Raw genomic sequence first — 16,598 nt, 5'->3', positions numbered from 1 at the left:
GTTTGTAGTGATGTTCTCTGGCATCCTCCTCGCGGCCTCAGGGGTGTTCGGCAACGATCAGACGGTGAAACGGCTGGATGAGCTTCTGGCGGGGGCGGACGCTGACAGCCCGCACAGCCGACTGGTGAAGACGGTTTTCGGCGGCATGTCGGACGCCGAACTGGCCGATCTCGTCGTCGACTCGCCCAGCCTGTCCCTGCGACTCCGCGCGGCCGAGGAGCTGGCGCTGCACCGAGGCGACCGGCATCCCTGTGAGACCTTTCTGGAACTCCTCGACGGGGCTCTGGAGGTGCCGCTTCCGCCGCGGATCGAAGAGGCTGTTCGAAACGGTCTGCTCGTCCCGGCGGGGGACCGCGTTCTCAATGAAGGGGCCCTGCGACTGATGATGCGAGGCGGGTCCGCCATCGTTGAGGTGAAGCAGCCGCAATGGTCGGCGACATTTCAGGGGACGAGCAGTCTGGCCGTGAAAGTCGGAACTCGTCGGCACGAGGTCTACGCTCCCTTTCAGCGACCGACTGTGGCGGCGGCGGCAACGGACGGCGGGGTCGTCGTCTGTTCGCTGTACGAAGCCTGCGGCGCGTCGCCCCCTCTCAGCGTCGCTTTCTCCTCGCAAACCGGGGAGGAGCTTTGGCGTCGTGAGAGTCCCGCCCCCGCCAGACACCTCTTTCCGCCCGGGATGCGGCAGGACCTGGAGCTCGTGATCCACGGCGACCGGGTCTATCTGTTCGGCGTCTGTTCCCTCTCCATGTTCATCGAATGCTTTTCGCTGTCCGACGGAAGCCTGATCGGCAGCTACCGAAGTCGTTCGGCGATCAAGGATGAGCCTCCCAGGCTCGTCAGGCCTGCCGCGAAGGGGTAGGCCATCGGAGTCCTTGGGAGCGGAACAATTCAGCTGGGCGGCCCTACAGCCTGCACCACTCGCTTCGGAATCCCCGCGGGTTGATGTAGGGGGCATACGGCACGGTGTCCGCGCTTGGATACTCACTCCTTCAGACATCTCTCGACGAGAGGGCCTCCGGCGGGCAAGGAGGGCGTTGCCCCCTTGCATCCCCCACCAGGGGTACCCCCTGGACCCCGGTTCTATGGTGGGTGTCCGCTACTTCGCCGCAGACGATGGCCGCCGCAGCCACGCAATGCCCCTCTTTAAATTCTCCTGAACCGGACCGTGCCAGCCATGACCACCCGCATAATCCACCAGCGTCACATCGACTCCCGCGGCCGTCAGACGCTCCTTGGCATCCGCCGCCATACGGTAAGGACACACGCTGTCCTCCGGAGAATGCAGCAGATAGATCCGGCGTCCCGACGCGGCAGCCAGCGGCGGCAAGTCGCCGGGCCGGAAGACCGACATCGCGATAAAGGCACCCGCCAGCGGGGAGCGAGGTTCCAGCATCGCCTCGTACACCGCCGGCCCGCTGGAGGACCAGGCCAGGGCATAGACCTGCTCCTTGTCGATCCCCTGCCGCCGGGCGACATCGTCGATGATCGCCGCCAGGGATTCGCTCGTGGTTCCCCAAGTGGCGGTCGACGACCGCGTCGGCCACACGACGTGCGGCGGAGCGATGACCTGCGCGACGGCGAACCGTCCCTCGAGCGCGGACTCGTGAATGCTCCGCACGAACGGATGAAACTCGACCGACCCATCGCCCCCCGGCAACACGAGGAGGAGCGGGATCCGGCCCTTCTCCGGGAGAGCCTGCGTCGGCGGAATCAGGACGTACCGCGCCAGCCCGCCTCCCGCGGCCTTCACCTCGATTGGGGAGGGCAACGGAGGATCCGCGTCAACGCTCGTGCTTCCCGGTGAGCCCTCAGCCGCCGCCTTCTTCTTACCGGCCGCCGGCCCCGCGGCCCCGCCGGCGTCCACGTACTGCACGTCCAGCTCATCGAACCAGACATCCCCCGGACCGTAGATCTGCAGGGCGATGGCGATCTGCATCGTCCCCTCCGGGATCGCGACGCTCCCCTCGTACCGCTTCCAGTCATGCGTCGCCACCTTGTCGGTCGGCTTCTTCTGCCCGACATAGATGGCCCACTCGTGCTGCAGCAGCTCGTCGCCGGCGCCGAAGAACTGCACATCGACGACCGCCTTCGTCGCCTTGGCGGCCTTGACCTGAACGGCGACCTGGAGAGCCCGCCGCTGGCTCTTGTGCGGGAACGTCCGCGACCAGCTCCCCACCGGGAAGTACCGCTTCTCCGACTTCTGCAGGCTCAGGCTGCGTTCCCCTTTCGACGCGGTCTTCTGGTCGTAGACGTACTTGACCCCGGGAACCGCCGGTCCCTCCTGCCAGCCGTCCGGCGTCTTCATGCCCGCCTCGAAGCTCTCTTCGACGAGCACCTCTTTCCCCTTATCGTCGCTCCAGGCCGTCGGTCCTCCCGCCGGCAGTCCCCCCAGTGTCAGCCCCAGGGTCAACAGACATCGGAAAATCCATGTGCGACTCATACCGGTCCCTCCCGAAGTGAATGAACTCGCCGCGGCAACGCGGTCGGATTGACGGGGATTGTGGAGAAGAGGCCCGACGGACCGGGCCCGGAGAACGCCGGCCGACGGACTTACAGCGCGGTCCGAATGGTCACGACCTCGCCCGCGTCCGGCACCTTGACGGCATGCGACTTCCACTCCCCCTGCGCGGTCCGGACGAGAAAGTTCGCCGTGTCGCCGGAACGGAAATAAGGAAGCTCCGCGCGGCCGCGATCGTCGGTCCGCCGCACGAGGCTCTGGGCACTGTCGAAGTAGACGAGATGCTCGGTCCCCCCCGCTTCGATCCGTCGTTGCGGCAGGACTTCCACGTCCGGCAGGCGGGTTCCCTGCTCGGATTCCACCTGGACCGCCAGCCCCGACGAGGGGGCCAGCTCCATCACGACCGGATCCAGTTCTCCCGCGGCCGCGGAATGGTACGACGACTTCAGCACCCGGCCGTTGGCGACGGCGGCCACCTGGACCTCATACCGCTCGTTGAGGGGATGCACATCCTGAATGAGAAACCGGCCGTCCCGCGTCGTGACCGCGAGATAGGCCCGCTGAAAGTAGGAATGGTCCGGCCACGTCTTGACCACGACGAGCACCTGCGCGTTCTGGAGAGGGCGTCCTGCCTCGTCCCGGATCTGGCCGGCGACGTCCCCCGTCCAGTCATGAGCCAGCATCGAGGCGATGCCGGGGGGCAGCGGCGACGATGGAGCGTGGCCGTCGGTCCGGAAGAGCGTCAGGCAGAGCCAGCCGACGACCGCCGCCAGGGACGCCGTCACCGCCAGATGCAGCCGGTGCCAGACGATCAGCCCCCCCAGGGCCGCCTCATGACACTCGGCGGCGACGCGCGAAGGATCGCCGAACTTCTGCCGGGCGGCGCGATACGCCTCCGCTTCGGGCAGCCCGCGGTCCATGAGTTCCTGAGCCCGGGCGGCGATATGAAAGGCGATCTCCTCTTCGATCGCGTCACCGAACTGCTCGGCCGAACGGGCGGCCGGGGTCCGGAGATAGTGGCGCAGGGCCCTTAGCATCGGTCCGATCATCATCCCGCCTCCTGTGGCCGCGCCTGGAGCACCAGGGAGATCCCCTGCACGAGGGCCTCCCAGGAATGGATCTCCCGGGTCAGCTGCGCCTTGCCCGTGCGTGTCAGCGAGTAGTACTTGGCCCGGCGATTGGACTCGGACGGCCCCCACTCCGCCGTGATCCAGCCCCGCCGCTCGATCCGGTGCAGGGCGGGGTAGAGCGACCCGTCTTCGACCGTCAGCACGTCCTGGCTGGTCGCCTGGATCCAATGCGTGATCCCATACCCGTGCCGCGCCCCGGTCAGCAGGGACTTGAGGATCAGCATATCCAGCGTCCCCTGCAACAGGGTCAACTTGTCTGGTGCCGCCATGCCGGACCTTTCCCAAGAATGTCTAGGGGGCAGCTTAAGCCGCTCCCCTAGAATGTCAAGGGGAGAGTCGACGGGCCGGTTAGGCGAAGCAGTTCGGGAAAGTGGACCGTGCGGGGCGTCGACGGCGCGCGGATGCCACTGCTCGTGCTTTGACGAGCAGTGCCGTGACCAGCTCGACGTCCGACGGCTGGACCAAAGCGGATAGCAGTGCCACCCGGCTGCGGGCGGCTCTCGGCGACCGGAGTGGAGGACTCCCTCACCCCACACCACCAGCCCTGCACTCAGCGAGGGTTGGTGAGGGGGCATACGGTACGGTGTCCGCGTTTGGACACGGACTCCTTCAGACGTCTCTCGACGGCCAGGCCTCCGGCGGGCAAGGGGGCGTGGCCCCCCTGCACCCCTCACCAGGGGCAGAGCCCCTGGACCCCGGTTCTTATGGCTTGGCCGTCAGCGTGGCCTTGGCTGGGGATCCGGGAGCGTGGCCATTCCACAGATGCGCCATCGTCTCCACGTTCCCCTGCACATCCTCCGCATGCGCCTTGAGACCCGTCTCACCCGACTGCGCCACCGGCAGATCAATCTCCCACTCCATGAAATTGTCCTCCACCGCCCGCGCCGGCTGATCGTTCACCAGCACACGCTTCACCTCATAATTGTCCGTCGTCACCCCCCGCACCCGCATCAGTCCATTGGGCAGCGCCACCACCGACGTGATCACCGTCACCGGCGGCAAATCGTCCTGCGGCTCCATGTCAAAGTAGCCCTTGCCGCTCGTGTCATACGTCGCGTCCCCCGCGCCCCGCGGAAAGAACACCGGCGTATTGACCTGCGAAAACGTCAGCCGGCGATACTCATGCCGTTGCATCACGCACCGCCAGATGCCGTACGCCGAGTCGTGAATCGCCATGTCCTCAATCAGCACCGACGGCGACCCGCAATGGAACGCCCAATGGGAATTCCACACCTTCGTGTTCCGCAGCAGGAACGGATGCTGGAAGTCCGGCCCGACCCCCTCCACGTCGGCGTCTTTTCCCGACTTGCCCCCCGGGAACCCACCCAGGTTGATCGCGAACAGCCGCTGGCAATGGGCTTCGTTGCCGTCGAACCGCACGAACGGCAGCGTCCGGACGTCGACCTTCTTCGTCGTCCCGTCCTTCTGCAGGATCGGCAGCTCGCAGTGGAAGTCGTCGCGGTCGACGACCTCAAAGCGGAACCCGTCCTCATCGCACTCCGCCGCCACGTTCCGGGTGAACGTGTTCAGGCTGTTGGCCCACCAGTAACCGGAGCCCAGGTTGTTGTCGTACGGCAGGACCTGCTTCGGCAGCGGCTTCCCGCCGAGCGCCTGCACCGCCAGGTTGCGGTCGAAGATGTTGTAGACCTCGGTCCCGTCTTCCAGGAAGTAGCCGTGGCCGATCCCCTTGTAACCAATGCAGTCCTTCACCACGAGATACTGCGTCCCGTGGACCGTGATCCAGCGGTTGTGGCTGTCCCACACCGAGACCCCGATGAGGCTGCTCCCCCGCATCGACGAACCGGCGAGGTGGTAGTGGATCGGGTACTTGCCGAGCGTGTCCTTCTTGCCCAGGTGCCGGAACTCCGCGTAGCTGATCCCGCCGCTCGAGCCTTCGTGATACATCGTGTGGCCGCGGACGCCGTCCGGATCGGCCGATTCGACGACGACGTTCCGCGACAGGTTGGCGACTTCCGCCCGGTACTCCCCCGCGCCGAGGTGGTCGAACTCCAGCGGCTTGTCGAAGCTGACGATCTGCAGCTTGGAGTCGAACGTCCCCCACTGCCGCATCTTGGTGATCGTCCGCTCTTCCGTCGCCGGGTTGTCGGCGACGCTGTTGTCCTCTCCGTCCTTGCGGTAGCGGGTCCCGATGTAGCCGAACTGCCGCGTCGTGCCGGTCAGGATCACCTTGTCGCCGACCTTCCAACCGGGGAGCGGATACGGCAGCACGGCCCGCGCTTCGCCCACCTTGGCGGTCTGGTACGGCAGCTTGACCCACGTCCGCTCCAGCGGAGCGCCGTGGATATCCATCCGCCCGCCGCAGCAGACGATCGCCGGGCAGTTCTCCCGGTCGAGCCCCTCGACATAGTGCAGCCGGATGATCGCCTTCCGCTCGGCCGGGATCGGCTCGTTCGGCGTTCCGATCTCGAGGGCCGCCTTCGAGGTCTCCTCGTCGCCCCCCATCGCGCCGTGTGAGCAGTCGAAGCCGAACTCGGAGTAATCGTCGAGCTCTTCAATCCGGATCAGGCCGACCTCGAGCTGCGTGTCGCGGTCCTGGGCGAACTTGAGCCGCCCCGAGACCTGGACGCCGCGGATGACCTCGGTCGAGCTGACGTCGTACAGGACGTCGTGATCGCGCTGGATCAGGACGCGGTCGCCCCCCTTCGGGATACGGCCGGCCGACCACGTCTCCGGGCTCGACCACGGACCGCTCTTGAGGGACTTCAGGACCGCGTCGGCCGGCTTCGCGTCCTCTCCACGGACCCCGCAGGGAAGAACGAGGGAGAGCAGGGCGGCCAGGCCCAGGATCGCTCCGCGGGTCGCCGGGAGCGGCCGCGCGGAGAAGATGGAACAGGAGAGAAGCAGACGCAGCATGCGATTCGTCTCGACCAGGAAGTCCCCCGCCGGATGGAGCGGGGCACAGGAGTGGGATGGAAGGTAGCGGGGCTTCCAGGGGCTCAGGCCGGAAGCGGGGCGGCTCGGAGGCCGCTCAGAACTCGCTCAGCAGTTCGTTGCCGGCGCTCGTCGTGATGGCCAGGAAGGTCTGGTTGCTGATGTTCTCACCAATGAACCGGACACCCCCGTCGCACATCGCCACGTTCACGCCCCCCGTATGAAAGGAGAACGTCGTGCCGCGGTCGTTCGAGATGTTGACCACCCGCGTGCCGCTGGAGTTGGCCTGGCCGTCCGGCCGGTAGCCGTAGGTCCAGCCGGCGTTGGGGCCCGACCAGTAACTGAACCAGCTCCCGAAGCGGGCCGGCTGTTCATCCAGCTTGTTGGTGACGGCGTTGCGGGAGTACCACTTCACCCGGCCGGCCGACTCCACGACGATGATCGTGTTGGAAGTCCCGTCCGTGATGTCGCGGAGTTTCGGCGTCGGGTCCGCCCCGAAGATCCCGATCCGCAGCGGATTGTTCGTCCCCAGCCCGGTGACGAGGTTGAAGAGGGCGCTGTCCACCCCCCGCGACCCGGCGTAGTCCGCCGTCCAGGCTCCCCCCGGCGCGGTCTCGTCCCAGGTGCCGGTCCCGGACTGGGTCCGGAAGCTCGTCGACATCTGGGTGCCGCCCGGCGTGGAGGGGCACTCGAACACCGCCAGCTTGGTCCGGATCGCCTTCAGGTTCGGCGCGTCGAACATGCTGTACGTGTAGTCGTAGGACTGGCCGAGCGCTCCCTGGTCCAGGAAACCGAGCAGTCCCGGGACCCAGTTGGACCAGTACGCGTACGTCTGGCCGGGCCGGTTTTGGGAGTACGACTCCCGTGGGAAGGTGCTGTGCACGTCCGCGTAGTTGTGCATCGCCAGCCCGATCTGCTTGAGATTGTTCTGGCACTGGCTGCGGCGGGCCGCCTCGCGGGCCTGCTGGACGGCGGGCAGCAGAATGGCGACCAGGACGGCGATGATGGCAATGACGACCAGCAGCTCAATCAGCGTGAATCCGGACTTTCGTGATGCCATAACTCTTTTGGTGGGAAGGGAAACCTGCGTCCGGTCCGGCAACCAGGCGCGCGAATCGAGACTGAATCTCAGTCGCGAGGTTAATAATCGAAGGGGCGAGCGTCAAACGCTTCGGTAGCGCGCTAGGCCTTGAGAGACGGGGATCACGCCCCGGAAGTCACCACCGCGGCCACCTGCCGCCCGCTCGCTCGGAATGCCGCGGAGATTGTGTTCGCCGGCCGGGAGACGCAAACTGCCCAGGCGTGGCCCTCTCTTCTCTCGCTCCGGAAAGGCACCGGGATGATCGCTCTCCCTCGTTCGGTCGCGTCCGCGCTTGTGCTGCTGGCTCATCTGCCCTTCGGCGCGGTCCCCATCGCTCACGGCCAGGAGGAGCCCCTTCGCCCGCTTCCCGATGTCCGGGAACCGCAAGACCTGGGCCCCCTGAAGCTGGCTCCCCTGAAGAACTTCCCCGAGCGAAAAGATGAGCTCACCGCGCTCAAGATCGAGCGGTATCGGGAGGCCTACCAGGCCTACGAACGCTGGGTGCCGCTGTACGAAGAAGGGGCGAGTCCCATCGCCGAGATCGTGGCGGCCGCCAAGGATGTCATCGAGAGTGAACTGGCGCTGGCGGAGAACGACGCCGATCGCATTCTCGCGCTGGAGCAGCGGGTCAAGGTCTGCGAAGCGCTGGCGCACTACACGGAACAGCGAGCCCAAAGCGGCCAGAGCCGCATGGTCGAGTTGCACACGGCCAACGTCGCGCTTCTGTCCGCCAGGATCGCCGTCCTGGAAGCGAAGCAGGCCCAGGCGGCGAGCACCCCGAACCGCTCGGCCGGAGCGACACCTCCCGCCGCTCCGCCCGAAGCGCCACCGGTCGCAGTCCCGGCGACCGCGGTCCCCCCGGCTCCCTGCGCCGCCCCCGCCCCCGTCCCCCGAACGGTCCGCGGTCTTCGGCGGCGCTGGTAACCTGCCGCCGCCGGGGCAGGATGGCATAACACACGAAGCCCGGATCCGACCGAAACCCCGATCCGTCGGAACGGCCCACCGGACCCGGTGCGAAGGAGCGACACATGACGACGATCACTCGAGCCCTGATGCTGGCGAGCCCGGCTCTCTGCGTGTTCCTGTGCGCCTGGGCCGTGTCCCAAGATCCGATCACCCCGAAACGGCCGCCCGCTGCCAACACGAACCGGGGCGACATCCAGTGGTTCCGGGCGACGGAAGAGTACCTTCTCCCCAATTCCTTGCTGAACCGCCGCGAGCATCCGAGCCTGCCCGTCGAGAAGGGCGAGCCGCATCCGCCGGAGTTGTGATCGACATCCCCGAACCACGGGTACGCCACCCCACCGCTTCAAATTCGCGACGTGGTCCGTTTCTTGAGAACCTGGGAATGCCGACTGTGTCCCTGCACAAAACGACATGATGAATTGGCACGCCCAGATGCACCTCGATGTCGGTGAAGTTGTTCGAGAATTCTTCCCCTGGGAGCAACTGGCTTATGGCTCACAATCTCCCCGATGATGTTCTCGAAATCCTTCTCTCCGTGGGCCAAGTGGCAGCCGAATTACCTTGTGAATTTGAAGACTGTCGCGAATTTGTCAGCATCTTCCGTATCGATACGGCGGCACCTTGGGGGTTTCAGCGCCGGTATCCATAATCTGGCAGACCGGGATGTCGCTTACCGTGCAGTAAGATTCCGGGTTGACGCAGAGCGAATCGATCGCGACGACAATGTTTGCAATGAGGATCTCTTTTCGCTGCAAAACATTTATGTTTCTACCGAGGAGGAAGTGGCGGTAATCCTGAAGATGTGGGCCGTGTCGCCTGGTGCGATGCGACGACCTTCTGAGACAGAGATACCGATCTAATCTAGCCGCCGGAACCGGGCGCGGGGAGCGGGCAGACCTCCATCGAGCGGATCAAACCGGACTCGATCGTGAAGCGGTGGCCCACCTCCCCGTCGGCAACCACGGCTCCGGCCAGGTCGCGGACGACCTGATGCACGTGGACCAGCATCCGCCCCGCTCCCTCCGGGTGAAACGAAGTTGGCTCGACACGCGGATTGATCTCCGACCACTGCTCCGTCCAGTAGGCGCGGACCTCCCGGTGGCCGCGGGCCTGCCCTCCCTTGAAGGCCTTGGGCCAGGCCACGTCCTCAGCCATCGTGGCCAGGGCGGCGTCGATATCTCGCTCGTTGAACGCCGCATACGCCGTGCGAAGCAGTTCGATCACCGGCAACCGTGGATCTGTCATGACACCGTCCGTCGTGAAGGTCATCAGCCGTGAAGGGTATCAAAAGGGAAACGGGGAGGGGTCAGATCGATTCCTGTCGAGTCTCGGTGGTCAGCTCAATCCCGTTGGCCGGTTCGGTTAACTTTGTGGATTTCGGCAATCTCTCCTAGGAATCCAGATCGCTTGCGCGTAAGGTGAACTCCTCGCTTTGTCCGGCCGTCTGGTTCCGCTGGTTCGAGCAGGGACGTATGGCCCGACGATGAACGCCCAGCGATGAGGTGGCAGGAACACTTCCGGCGTCCTGCATCCTCCTCGGGATCCAGGACCTCAGAGGGATACGCTCCGCCTCATTCCCATTCTCGTGATTTCCGCGTCGCGATGCCTGCCGGCGTCTTGATGATCGGCAGGGGAGAACCGTTCGCGGATGGCGGATCAGACCAGGATCAGCGCGGAGAGCGACGGGGACGGTGTTGCTTCCGCAAGGCGGCTCCCCTCTTTCAACGGGACGCGGTTGCCCTTTGAGGCCATCGTCGCCGAAGCGGACGAAGGTGTGCTCGTTCTCGAGCCCGACGGCCGGATCGGCTACGCCAACGACGCGGCGGAGTTTCTGCTGGGACATCGCCGGGACGAGCTGGAGGGAGAGATGTTCGGCCTCCCGCTTCAGCCCCCGGGCGGAGCGGTGACGATCAATGTCCTCTCCAAGGACGGAACGATTCGCACCGGCGAGCTGCGGATCGAACCGCTCCCGGGCCACGAGCGGGGGACGATGGTGGTCCGGGTGCGGGACATCTCCGCCCACTGCCAGGACGTGGAGACCGCCCGGGACGAGGTCCGGCGGCGGGACGAGTTTCTGGCGATGCTTTCCCATGAGCTCCGGAACCCGCTTTCGGCCATTCAGAACGCCGCCCAACTGCTCACCCACGACGACTTGGGCCCGGACTTCCGGGCGGAAGCGTCGAACATCCTCACCCGCCAGTTCGAGCATCTCCGGCGGATCCTGGACGACCTGCTGGATGTGGCCCGCATCCTGCGAGGCAAGCTGGTCCTGACCCCCCGCCGCGTGGAGCTGACCCCCGTCCTGCAGGACGCGCTGGAGGCCGCCGCCACTCTCATCTCGCAGCAGGGACACACTCTCCGGGTGGACATCCCCCCGTACCCGCTGTGGATCTGGGGAGACCCAACGCGTCTGGAGCAGATCTTCGTCAACCTCCTCAACAACGCCGCCAAGTTCACGCCGCCGGGCGGGGCCGGATCGATCGACATGACGGTCACGGTTCTGGAGGAAAGCGTCGAGGTCCGCGTCCGGGACAACGGGCCGGGGATCCCGGACGACCTGCTGCCGCGGGTCTTCGAGTCGTTTGTGCAGGGGCCGCAGTCTCTGGAGCGCGGCGACGGCGGCCTGGGAATCGGGTTGATGCTCGTCCGGACCTTCGCCGCGCTTCACGGCGGCCGCGTCGACGTCCGCAACAACGCCCCCGATCCGGGAGCCACGTTCCACGTGCATCTGCCGCTCCTCACGGTCGACGAACCGGTCGAACCCGTCCTCCCCGACGTCCGGCAAAGCAGCGTCCTGCGGGTCCTGCTGGTCGAGGACGGCGACGATGTCCGCAAGACGATGAGGCGGCTGCTGGAGTCGGACGGGCACGCGGTGCTGGAGGCGGCGACCGGCCCGGACGGCGTCTCGGCCACGCGGCATCACCGTCCCGACGTGGCGATCATCGACATCGGCCTTCCGGGGCTCAACGGCTATGAGGTGGCGGCGCAGATCCGCCGCACCCTGGCGGAGAACTGCCCCCGCCTCGTGGCGGTGACCGGCTATGGAACCGCGGACGATCTCCGCCGGGCCCGCGAGGCGGGGTTCGACGACCACCTCGTCAAGCCGGTGAGCTTTGCAAAGCTGCGGCGGGTGCTGGCCCGCTGGTCGTCCGCCGCCGGGGCCGATCCCGGCGAGTCCAACGGCAATGGCGCCCCCAACTCCGCGGCCCCCCGGTTCCCGTCCGGCCGCCCCGCGGCCGCTCCCGCTCCCGCCCCGGCCTCCGGCTCGTCCCCCTCCCCGGGAGGCGGTGATGGGTGATCCGTCTTTCACGTTGTATGTCGCCGGCGGAACGGAACTCGCCGCGCGGGCGCTCGCCAACTTCGACCGGACGATCCGGCCGCGGATCGCAGGAAGCTGTGCGCTGACCATCATCGATATTCGGAAGGAGCCGCGGAAAGCCCGTGAGCATCGCGTCGTAGCGACACCGATGCTGGTGAGGAATCACCCGCTGCCGGTGATCAAGATTCTCGGCGACCTCTCGCAGGAAGACGTGATCGTCGCCCAGTTGGGGCTGCGCCGGTTCGAAACGGACGGCAGCCTGCCGAAGGAGATTTCATGAAGGAACTGTTGAACGTCCCTCCTCTGGAGCGGATGAAGACCGGGATTCGCGGGTTCGAGCACATCAGCCTGGGGGGACTGGTCCGGGGGCGGACCACGCTGCTGGTGGGGACGTCCGGATCCGGCAAGACCCTGTTTGCCACCGAACTTGTCCACCGGGCGATCACGGAGAGCGGGAACTCGGCGGTCTTCGTCACCTTCGAAGAGAAGCCGGCCGACATCGTCCGCAACGTCCGGCAGCTGGGCTGGGACCTGTCGGAGCAGATCCAGCGGAAGAAGCTGATCATCCTCGACGCCTCGATGGACCGCACGATCGTCGAGGAGGCGGGGGCCTACGACCTGTCGGGAATCATCACCCAGATCGTCGACGCCATCCAGGAGGTCGGCGCGCAGCTGGTGATCCTGGATTCGCTGGGGGCGCTGTTCTACCAGTTCGAAAACCCCGGCATCCTGCGGCGCGAGATCCTGCGGCTGACCGACGAGCTCCGCGACCTGGGGGTGACCTCGATCATGACGGCGGAGCGGGTGGAGGAGTACGGCCCCATCACGCGGTTCGGGATCGAGGAGTTCGTCTCGGACTGCGTCGTCGTCCTGCGGCATCAGCTTCTCGACGAGAAGGTCCGGCGGACGATCCAGATCTACAAGCTCCGCGGCGACCGGCACTACAAGGATGAGTTCCCGTTCACGATCGAGACGCCGGGGATCGTCATTCTTCCCCTGTCGGCGGCGGAGCTGACGCAGTCTTCCACCGCCAACCGCGTCAGCTTCGGCAGCCGGAGCCTCGACGAGATGGCCGGCGGAGGCCTGTTCCAGGACTCGGTCATCCTCATCAGCGGCCCCACGGGGAGCGGCAAGACGCTGATGGGGACCACGTTCGCCTCGGAGGCCTGCCGCCGCGGGGAACGGGTTCTGTTTTTGGGCTACGAGGAGTCCCGCCCGCAGCTGATGCGGAACGCCCACTCATGGGGACTGGAGTTCGACGAGTGGGAGAAGAGCGGACTGCTGAAGACCGTCTGCCAGTACCCGGAGGCCCTGGGGCTGGAGGGGCACCTCTACGCCATCGAGCGGGAGATCGAGCAGTTCCGTCCGACGCGGCTCGTGATTGACAGCATTTCCGCCATGGAGCGGGTCGGCAGCGTACGGAACTTCCGCGAGTTCGTGATCGGTCTGACCGGCTTTGTGAAGCAGCAGCAGGTCTGCACGCTCCTCACCAGCTCGAGCGCCAGCCTGTCCGGCGGGGATTCGATCACCGACGCCCACATCTCGACGATCACGGACGCGATCGTGCTGCTCCGGTACGTCGAGCGGGCGGGCGCTCTGAGCCGCGGCATCATCATCATCAAGATGCGCGGCTCCCAGCACGACAAGCGGTTTCACGAGTTCTCGATCAGCGACAAGGGGCTCGAGATCGGAGAGCCGTTCGTCCACGTGCCGACCGCCCTGCTGGGGATCGCGTCATCCCGCAGCGATCTCGATGTTCCGCCGAAGCGGGCCTGAGCCTGTCGACGGCATAGCGGAGCGCGAGAGGACGCGGTGCTGAGAGAGCGGCCTGTGACCGGATGGCGACACCCTCGTCGGCCACTCAGGATTGCGAGTCCGTCGGGCGGCGAGACCGCGCCTTGCCGGTTGAGCCGTTGTGCGTCGCCAGGTGAATGGAATAGCACTGGGATCGACAGCAGTAGCTTCCGCAGACAGGACATAAGAGTCCATGCCGGAGAGGCTGGTGACACTGGCGGCAAAGACTGAAGTGGGATGGGGTTCCGTGCATGCCAAGGCTCCTGTTACCAAGAGGGCTCCTGTGAGCGAGATCGCAAGGAGCAAGTGGCATGCCACTCATCTGTCCGTCATGAACGTGCGCGCGGGCCAGTCCGACATTCGGTCACGCAGTCAGGTAGGGTGGATCCCAATTCGCCAACTCGGGGCCGGACTTCCTCCGCGGCGCATCAAGATGCACCGCCCCGGCCGGACCCGCCTCAGCGCTTCCCGCCGGACGCCGGCGGAGTGTTGGCCGTTGCCGCCGTGTCCGGCGAACGGCCGTTGACCGTGTAGGTCAGCTTCTCCGTCGTTGCGGCGATCGAGCGCTTGTCGAGGACCTTTCCGCCGCGGACCACCGAGACACTCCTGGGCTGGCTGGCCTCGGGGATGTTGACGTGGAATTTGTTCATGAGCTTGGGACTCAGCCGCTGGCTCGCCAGGCGGAACCGCAGCGGGCCGTCGCGGGTCTCGACCAGAAGATGGCAGCCTGGCTCGTTCGGGCCGCCGGTCCGGCTGGCTGGCTCGGCATCGGGGTCGCGATCGTCGCCGTAGGTGAAGCCGTAGGCTCCGTGGAGGGCCGGATAGATCGTGCTCTTGAGTTCCCCCTGCGGGTCGTAGTAGCCGACGAGCGTCGTCACCGGGATGCCGAAGGACTCCGGCTTGCGGAGAGTGGACGGCCTGGTCTCCCGCTCTTCCTTCCAGCGCTTTCCGTCGGACAGGTAGGTCTTCTGGAACCCGCGGGAGACCTGGAGCTGGCCGCCGTTCAGGAACAGCACGCTGTCATAGGAGGCGGCGTGGTCGATCGTCACGCGGCGGCCGCGGTTGGCGGGGGCGGCGGCGGGAAGCTCGATGTTCTTCGTCCAGTTGCCGTCCCCCATCGCCACCCGGACGACGTCGTATTCGGCCAGCCGGGAGGCCAGCTGCGCGGCGCTGAGTTCGCTGACCGGAGCGGTGATCTGCCGGTTGAGGTCGACCGTGTGCTCGTACGGCTCCATCGTCCCCTTGTCGGCGTTCCACTTGCGGAAGCCGGTCGGCGACTCGGCGTCGAACACCGCCTTGCTCTCGAGGAAACTCTGGATGATCGTCGCGGTGTTCGGGGTGTAGAGGGTGAAGCGGTTGAAGCCCGACAGTGGCGCGCCCCCCGCCATGGCGTCCATGCCATAGGTGCGCCCGTCGAACGGACTCTGGCACTGGCGGTCGAGACAGGCGTCCTGACCGCTCCGGACCGGCGAGAAGTTCGGGAGGAAGCGGTTCTTGTCGGCGTCCCAGCCCCAGGTGGAATTGGGCTGGTCGGCGCTGCGGTGCACCGAACCCTCGAAGCCCCCCACGTAGTGGCCGAGTCCGTAGTTGTGGCCGACTTCGTGGCTGAACTCGTTGTGCAGCGAGTCGTCGAGCGTGACGATGCCGCCGCCCCCCGAGCCCCCGTGCACCACGACCCCGTTGGCGTACTTGCCGCGGCTGCTGTGGGCCGCGAGCTGCGCCGCCACGTAGGGGTGGCTCTCCTCCCCCTCGCCGGGAGTGCTGTGGATCCCGTAGTTGGCGTTGTCGATGCCGAGCGAAATCAGCTCCTTGCCGATCCGCTGCCGCATGGTGCCGTCGTGCCAGCCGCCGTTGCCCGGATCGTGGTCGGTGAGGAGCGTCCCGTCGGGGAGCATCACTTCGGGGAGCGAGAGAGGGGCGTACTGGCTGACGATCAGCCGGCTGACCGGGACGGTCTGGAAGTATTCCCGATGGGCCTCGGGATCGTTCGCGAAGTGGAACTCGCCGCGGGGCCGGGTCAGCATTCCCAGGTCGATGGTGTGGATCAGGAGCTCCGTGGGGGCTCCGACCTGGAGACCGGCGAGCTCCCCGCGGAGGTCCCCCTGTCGAAACTCGAGGCCGAGGCCCGGCACGATCCACTCGGCGGGGAGGAGGCCGCTCCAGGCGTCGGCGGCGTACGTGAGCCCCTGGTTCTCGAGCTCGCTCTCGTGAATCCACTGTCCGCCGACGAACTTGAACTGGAGAGTCTGGCCGCGGGCGATCACGGCACTCCGGCCGCTGTAGTGGATGGTCGAGGTGTAGCCGGCGTGCGAGACGACGCGGAGCAGCTTCTTCTCGAACCCAGTTCCGGCCGGAAGGTAGATGTCGCGGACCCACTGGCCGTCGGCGGTCTGAATCTCCACGACCGGGCTTTTCCGCAACTGGGCGGCGAGGAACGACTGCTGTTTCGGATCGCTCAGCTTTTCGAGGTCGTGGCGGTTGCTGATGACGCCGGGGGGCGCGTTCCCCTTCGGCGCGAAGTCGATCGTCCCGTCCGGAATGCCGTCGATGGCGTAGGCGGTTCGGGGGAGTTTCTCGGGGGGATCGAGCGTGAGCGATCCGAGCGTCTTTCCCCCCTTCGCACTCGCGGTGACGACGATCGGCGGGGGCGGGCTCCCGGTCCCGCCGGTCTTGAGCGGACGGACCAGCAGCAGCGTCTTGCGGTCACCGATCAGATGCGGCTGGCGATCCCCCGCGACCGCGCGAGCCGGGATGACCTGGCTCTGGACGAACTGCACGCGAGCGGCCAGCGGACCTTTCAGATCGTTGACCGGGGCGGTCGTGTTGAAGACCAGCGGTTTGACGGCCGGCTCCGCCGCGAAGAGCGGCGCCCCGAGGAGTGCCAGCAGGGTCAGGCCGGACATCGCCGACGTCCAGCGGTCAAACCGGGACAACGCCCTGGCGAATCTGCTCATGATC

13 protein-coding genes are annotated in these 16,598 nt (G+C 66.5%); 6 read left to right on the top strand and 7 right to left on the bottom strand.

The window, feature by feature from the left end; translation table 11 throughout:
• Nucleotides 1-10 precede the first annotated feature (10 nt).
• Nucleotides 11-859, top strand: coding sequence for a hypothetical protein (locus VT03_RS31045; protein WP_156514895.1), 849 nt, complete (start codon nucleotides 11-13; stop codon nucleotides 857-859).
• 237 nt (nucleotides 860-1,096) lie between these two features.
• Here VT03_RS31045 and VT03_RS31040 read toward each other — a convergent pair whose 3' ends face one another.
• From VT03_RS31040 to VT03_RS31020, 5 genes are all read right to left on the bottom strand, one after another.
• Nucleotides 1,097-2,440 (bottom strand): alpha/beta hydrolase, encoded by a 1,344-nt coding sequence (locus VT03_RS31040; protein ID WP_156514894.1) that lies wholly within the window; start codon nucleotides 2,438-2,440, stop codon nucleotides 1,097-1,099.
• 110 nt (nucleotides 2,441-2,550) lie between these two features.
• A complete protein-coding gene (locus VT03_RS31035; RefSeq protein WP_156514893.1) occupies nucleotides 2,551-3,510 on the bottom strand; it encodes a carboxypeptidase-like regulatory domain-containing protein in 960 nt (319 codons plus the stop codon).
• Entirely contained in the window at nucleotides 3,507-3,857 is a 351-nt protein-coding gene (locus tag VT03_RS31030) for a PadR family transcriptional regulator (protein ID WP_075096587.1), read from the bottom strand. The genes VT03_RS31035 and VT03_RS31030 overlap by 4 nt, the downstream gene beginning before the upstream one ends.
• A gap of 433 nt (nucleotides 3,858-4,290) precedes the next feature.
• A complete protein-coding gene (locus tag VT03_RS31025) occupies nucleotides 4,291-6,462 on the bottom strand; it encodes a G8 domain-containing protein (protein ID WP_082846669.1) in 2,172 nt (723 codons plus the stop codon).
• 115 nt (nucleotides 6,463-6,577) lie between these two features.
• Complete coding sequence (locus VT03_RS31020) at nucleotides 6,578-7,540, bottom strand: DUF1559 domain-containing protein (RefSeq protein ID WP_075096586.1); 963 nt, start codon at nucleotides 7,538-7,540, stop codon at nucleotides 6,578-6,580.
• Between the two features lie 279 nt (nucleotides 7,541-7,819).
• Here VT03_RS31020 and VT03_RS31015 point away from each other — a divergent pair, with 279 nt between their 5' ends.
• Complete coding sequence (locus VT03_RS31015) at nucleotides 7,820-8,485, top strand: hypothetical protein (RefSeq protein WP_075096585.1); 666 nt, start codon at nucleotides 7,820-7,822, stop codon at nucleotides 8,483-8,485.
• A gap of 104 nt (nucleotides 8,486-8,589) precedes the next feature.
• Entirely contained in the window at nucleotides 8,590-8,832 is a 243-nt protein-coding gene (locus VT03_RS31010; protein WP_075096584.1) for a hypothetical protein, read from the top strand.
• Between the two features lie 556 nt (nucleotides 8,833-9,388).
• On the opposite strand, the gene VT03_RS31005 is transcribed toward VT03_RS31010, so the two are convergent.
• Nucleotides 9,389-9,772, bottom strand: coding sequence for a nuclear transport factor 2 family protein (locus tag VT03_RS31005; protein WP_075097389.1), 384 nt, complete (start codon nucleotides 9,770-9,772; stop codon nucleotides 9,389-9,391).
• Between the two features lie 403 nt (nucleotides 9,773-10,175).
• Between VT03_RS31005 and VT03_RS31000 the strand changes: the two genes are divergently transcribed.
• The 3 genes from VT03_RS31000 to kaiC are packed head-to-tail and all read left to right on the top strand — an operon-like array spanning nucleotide 10,176 to nucleotide 13,622.
• Nucleotides 10,176-11,825, top strand: coding sequence for an ATP-binding protein (locus tag VT03_RS31000; protein WP_075096583.1), 1,650 nt, complete (start codon nucleotides 10,176-10,178; stop codon nucleotides 11,823-11,825).
• Nucleotides 11,818-12,126, top strand: a complete 309-nt coding sequence (locus tag VT03_RS30995) for a circadian clock KaiB family protein (protein WP_075096582.1) — start codon at nucleotides 11,818-11,820, stop codon at nucleotides 12,124-12,126. Before VT03_RS31000 ends, VT03_RS30995 begins: the two co-directional genes overlap by 8 nt.
• Nucleotides 12,123-13,622, top strand: a complete 1,500-nt coding sequence (gene kaiC, locus VT03_RS30990) for a circadian clock protein KaiC (RefSeq protein WP_075096581.1) — start codon at nucleotides 12,123-12,125, stop codon at nucleotides 13,620-13,622. Before VT03_RS30995 ends, kaiC begins: the two co-directional genes overlap by 4 nt.
• A 476-nt stretch (nucleotides 13,623-14,098) precedes the next feature.
• Here kaiC and VT03_RS30985 read toward each other — a convergent pair whose 3' ends face one another.
• Complete coding sequence (locus VT03_RS30985; protein ID WP_075096580.1) at nucleotides 14,099-16,594, bottom strand: M66 family metalloprotease; 2,496 nt, start codon at nucleotides 16,592-16,594, stop codon at nucleotides 14,099-14,101.
• Between the last annotated feature and the right edge of the window lie 4 nt (nucleotides 16,595-16,598).

Origin of the sequence: Planctomyces sp. SH-PL14, assembly GCF_001610835.1 — a bacterium.
GTDB lineage: Bacteria > Planctomycetota > Planctomycetia > Planctomycetales > Planctomycetaceae > Planctomyces_A.
Note: the sequence above shows the minus strand (reverse complement) of the source record. Positions and strands in the feature narration are given on the sequence as shown.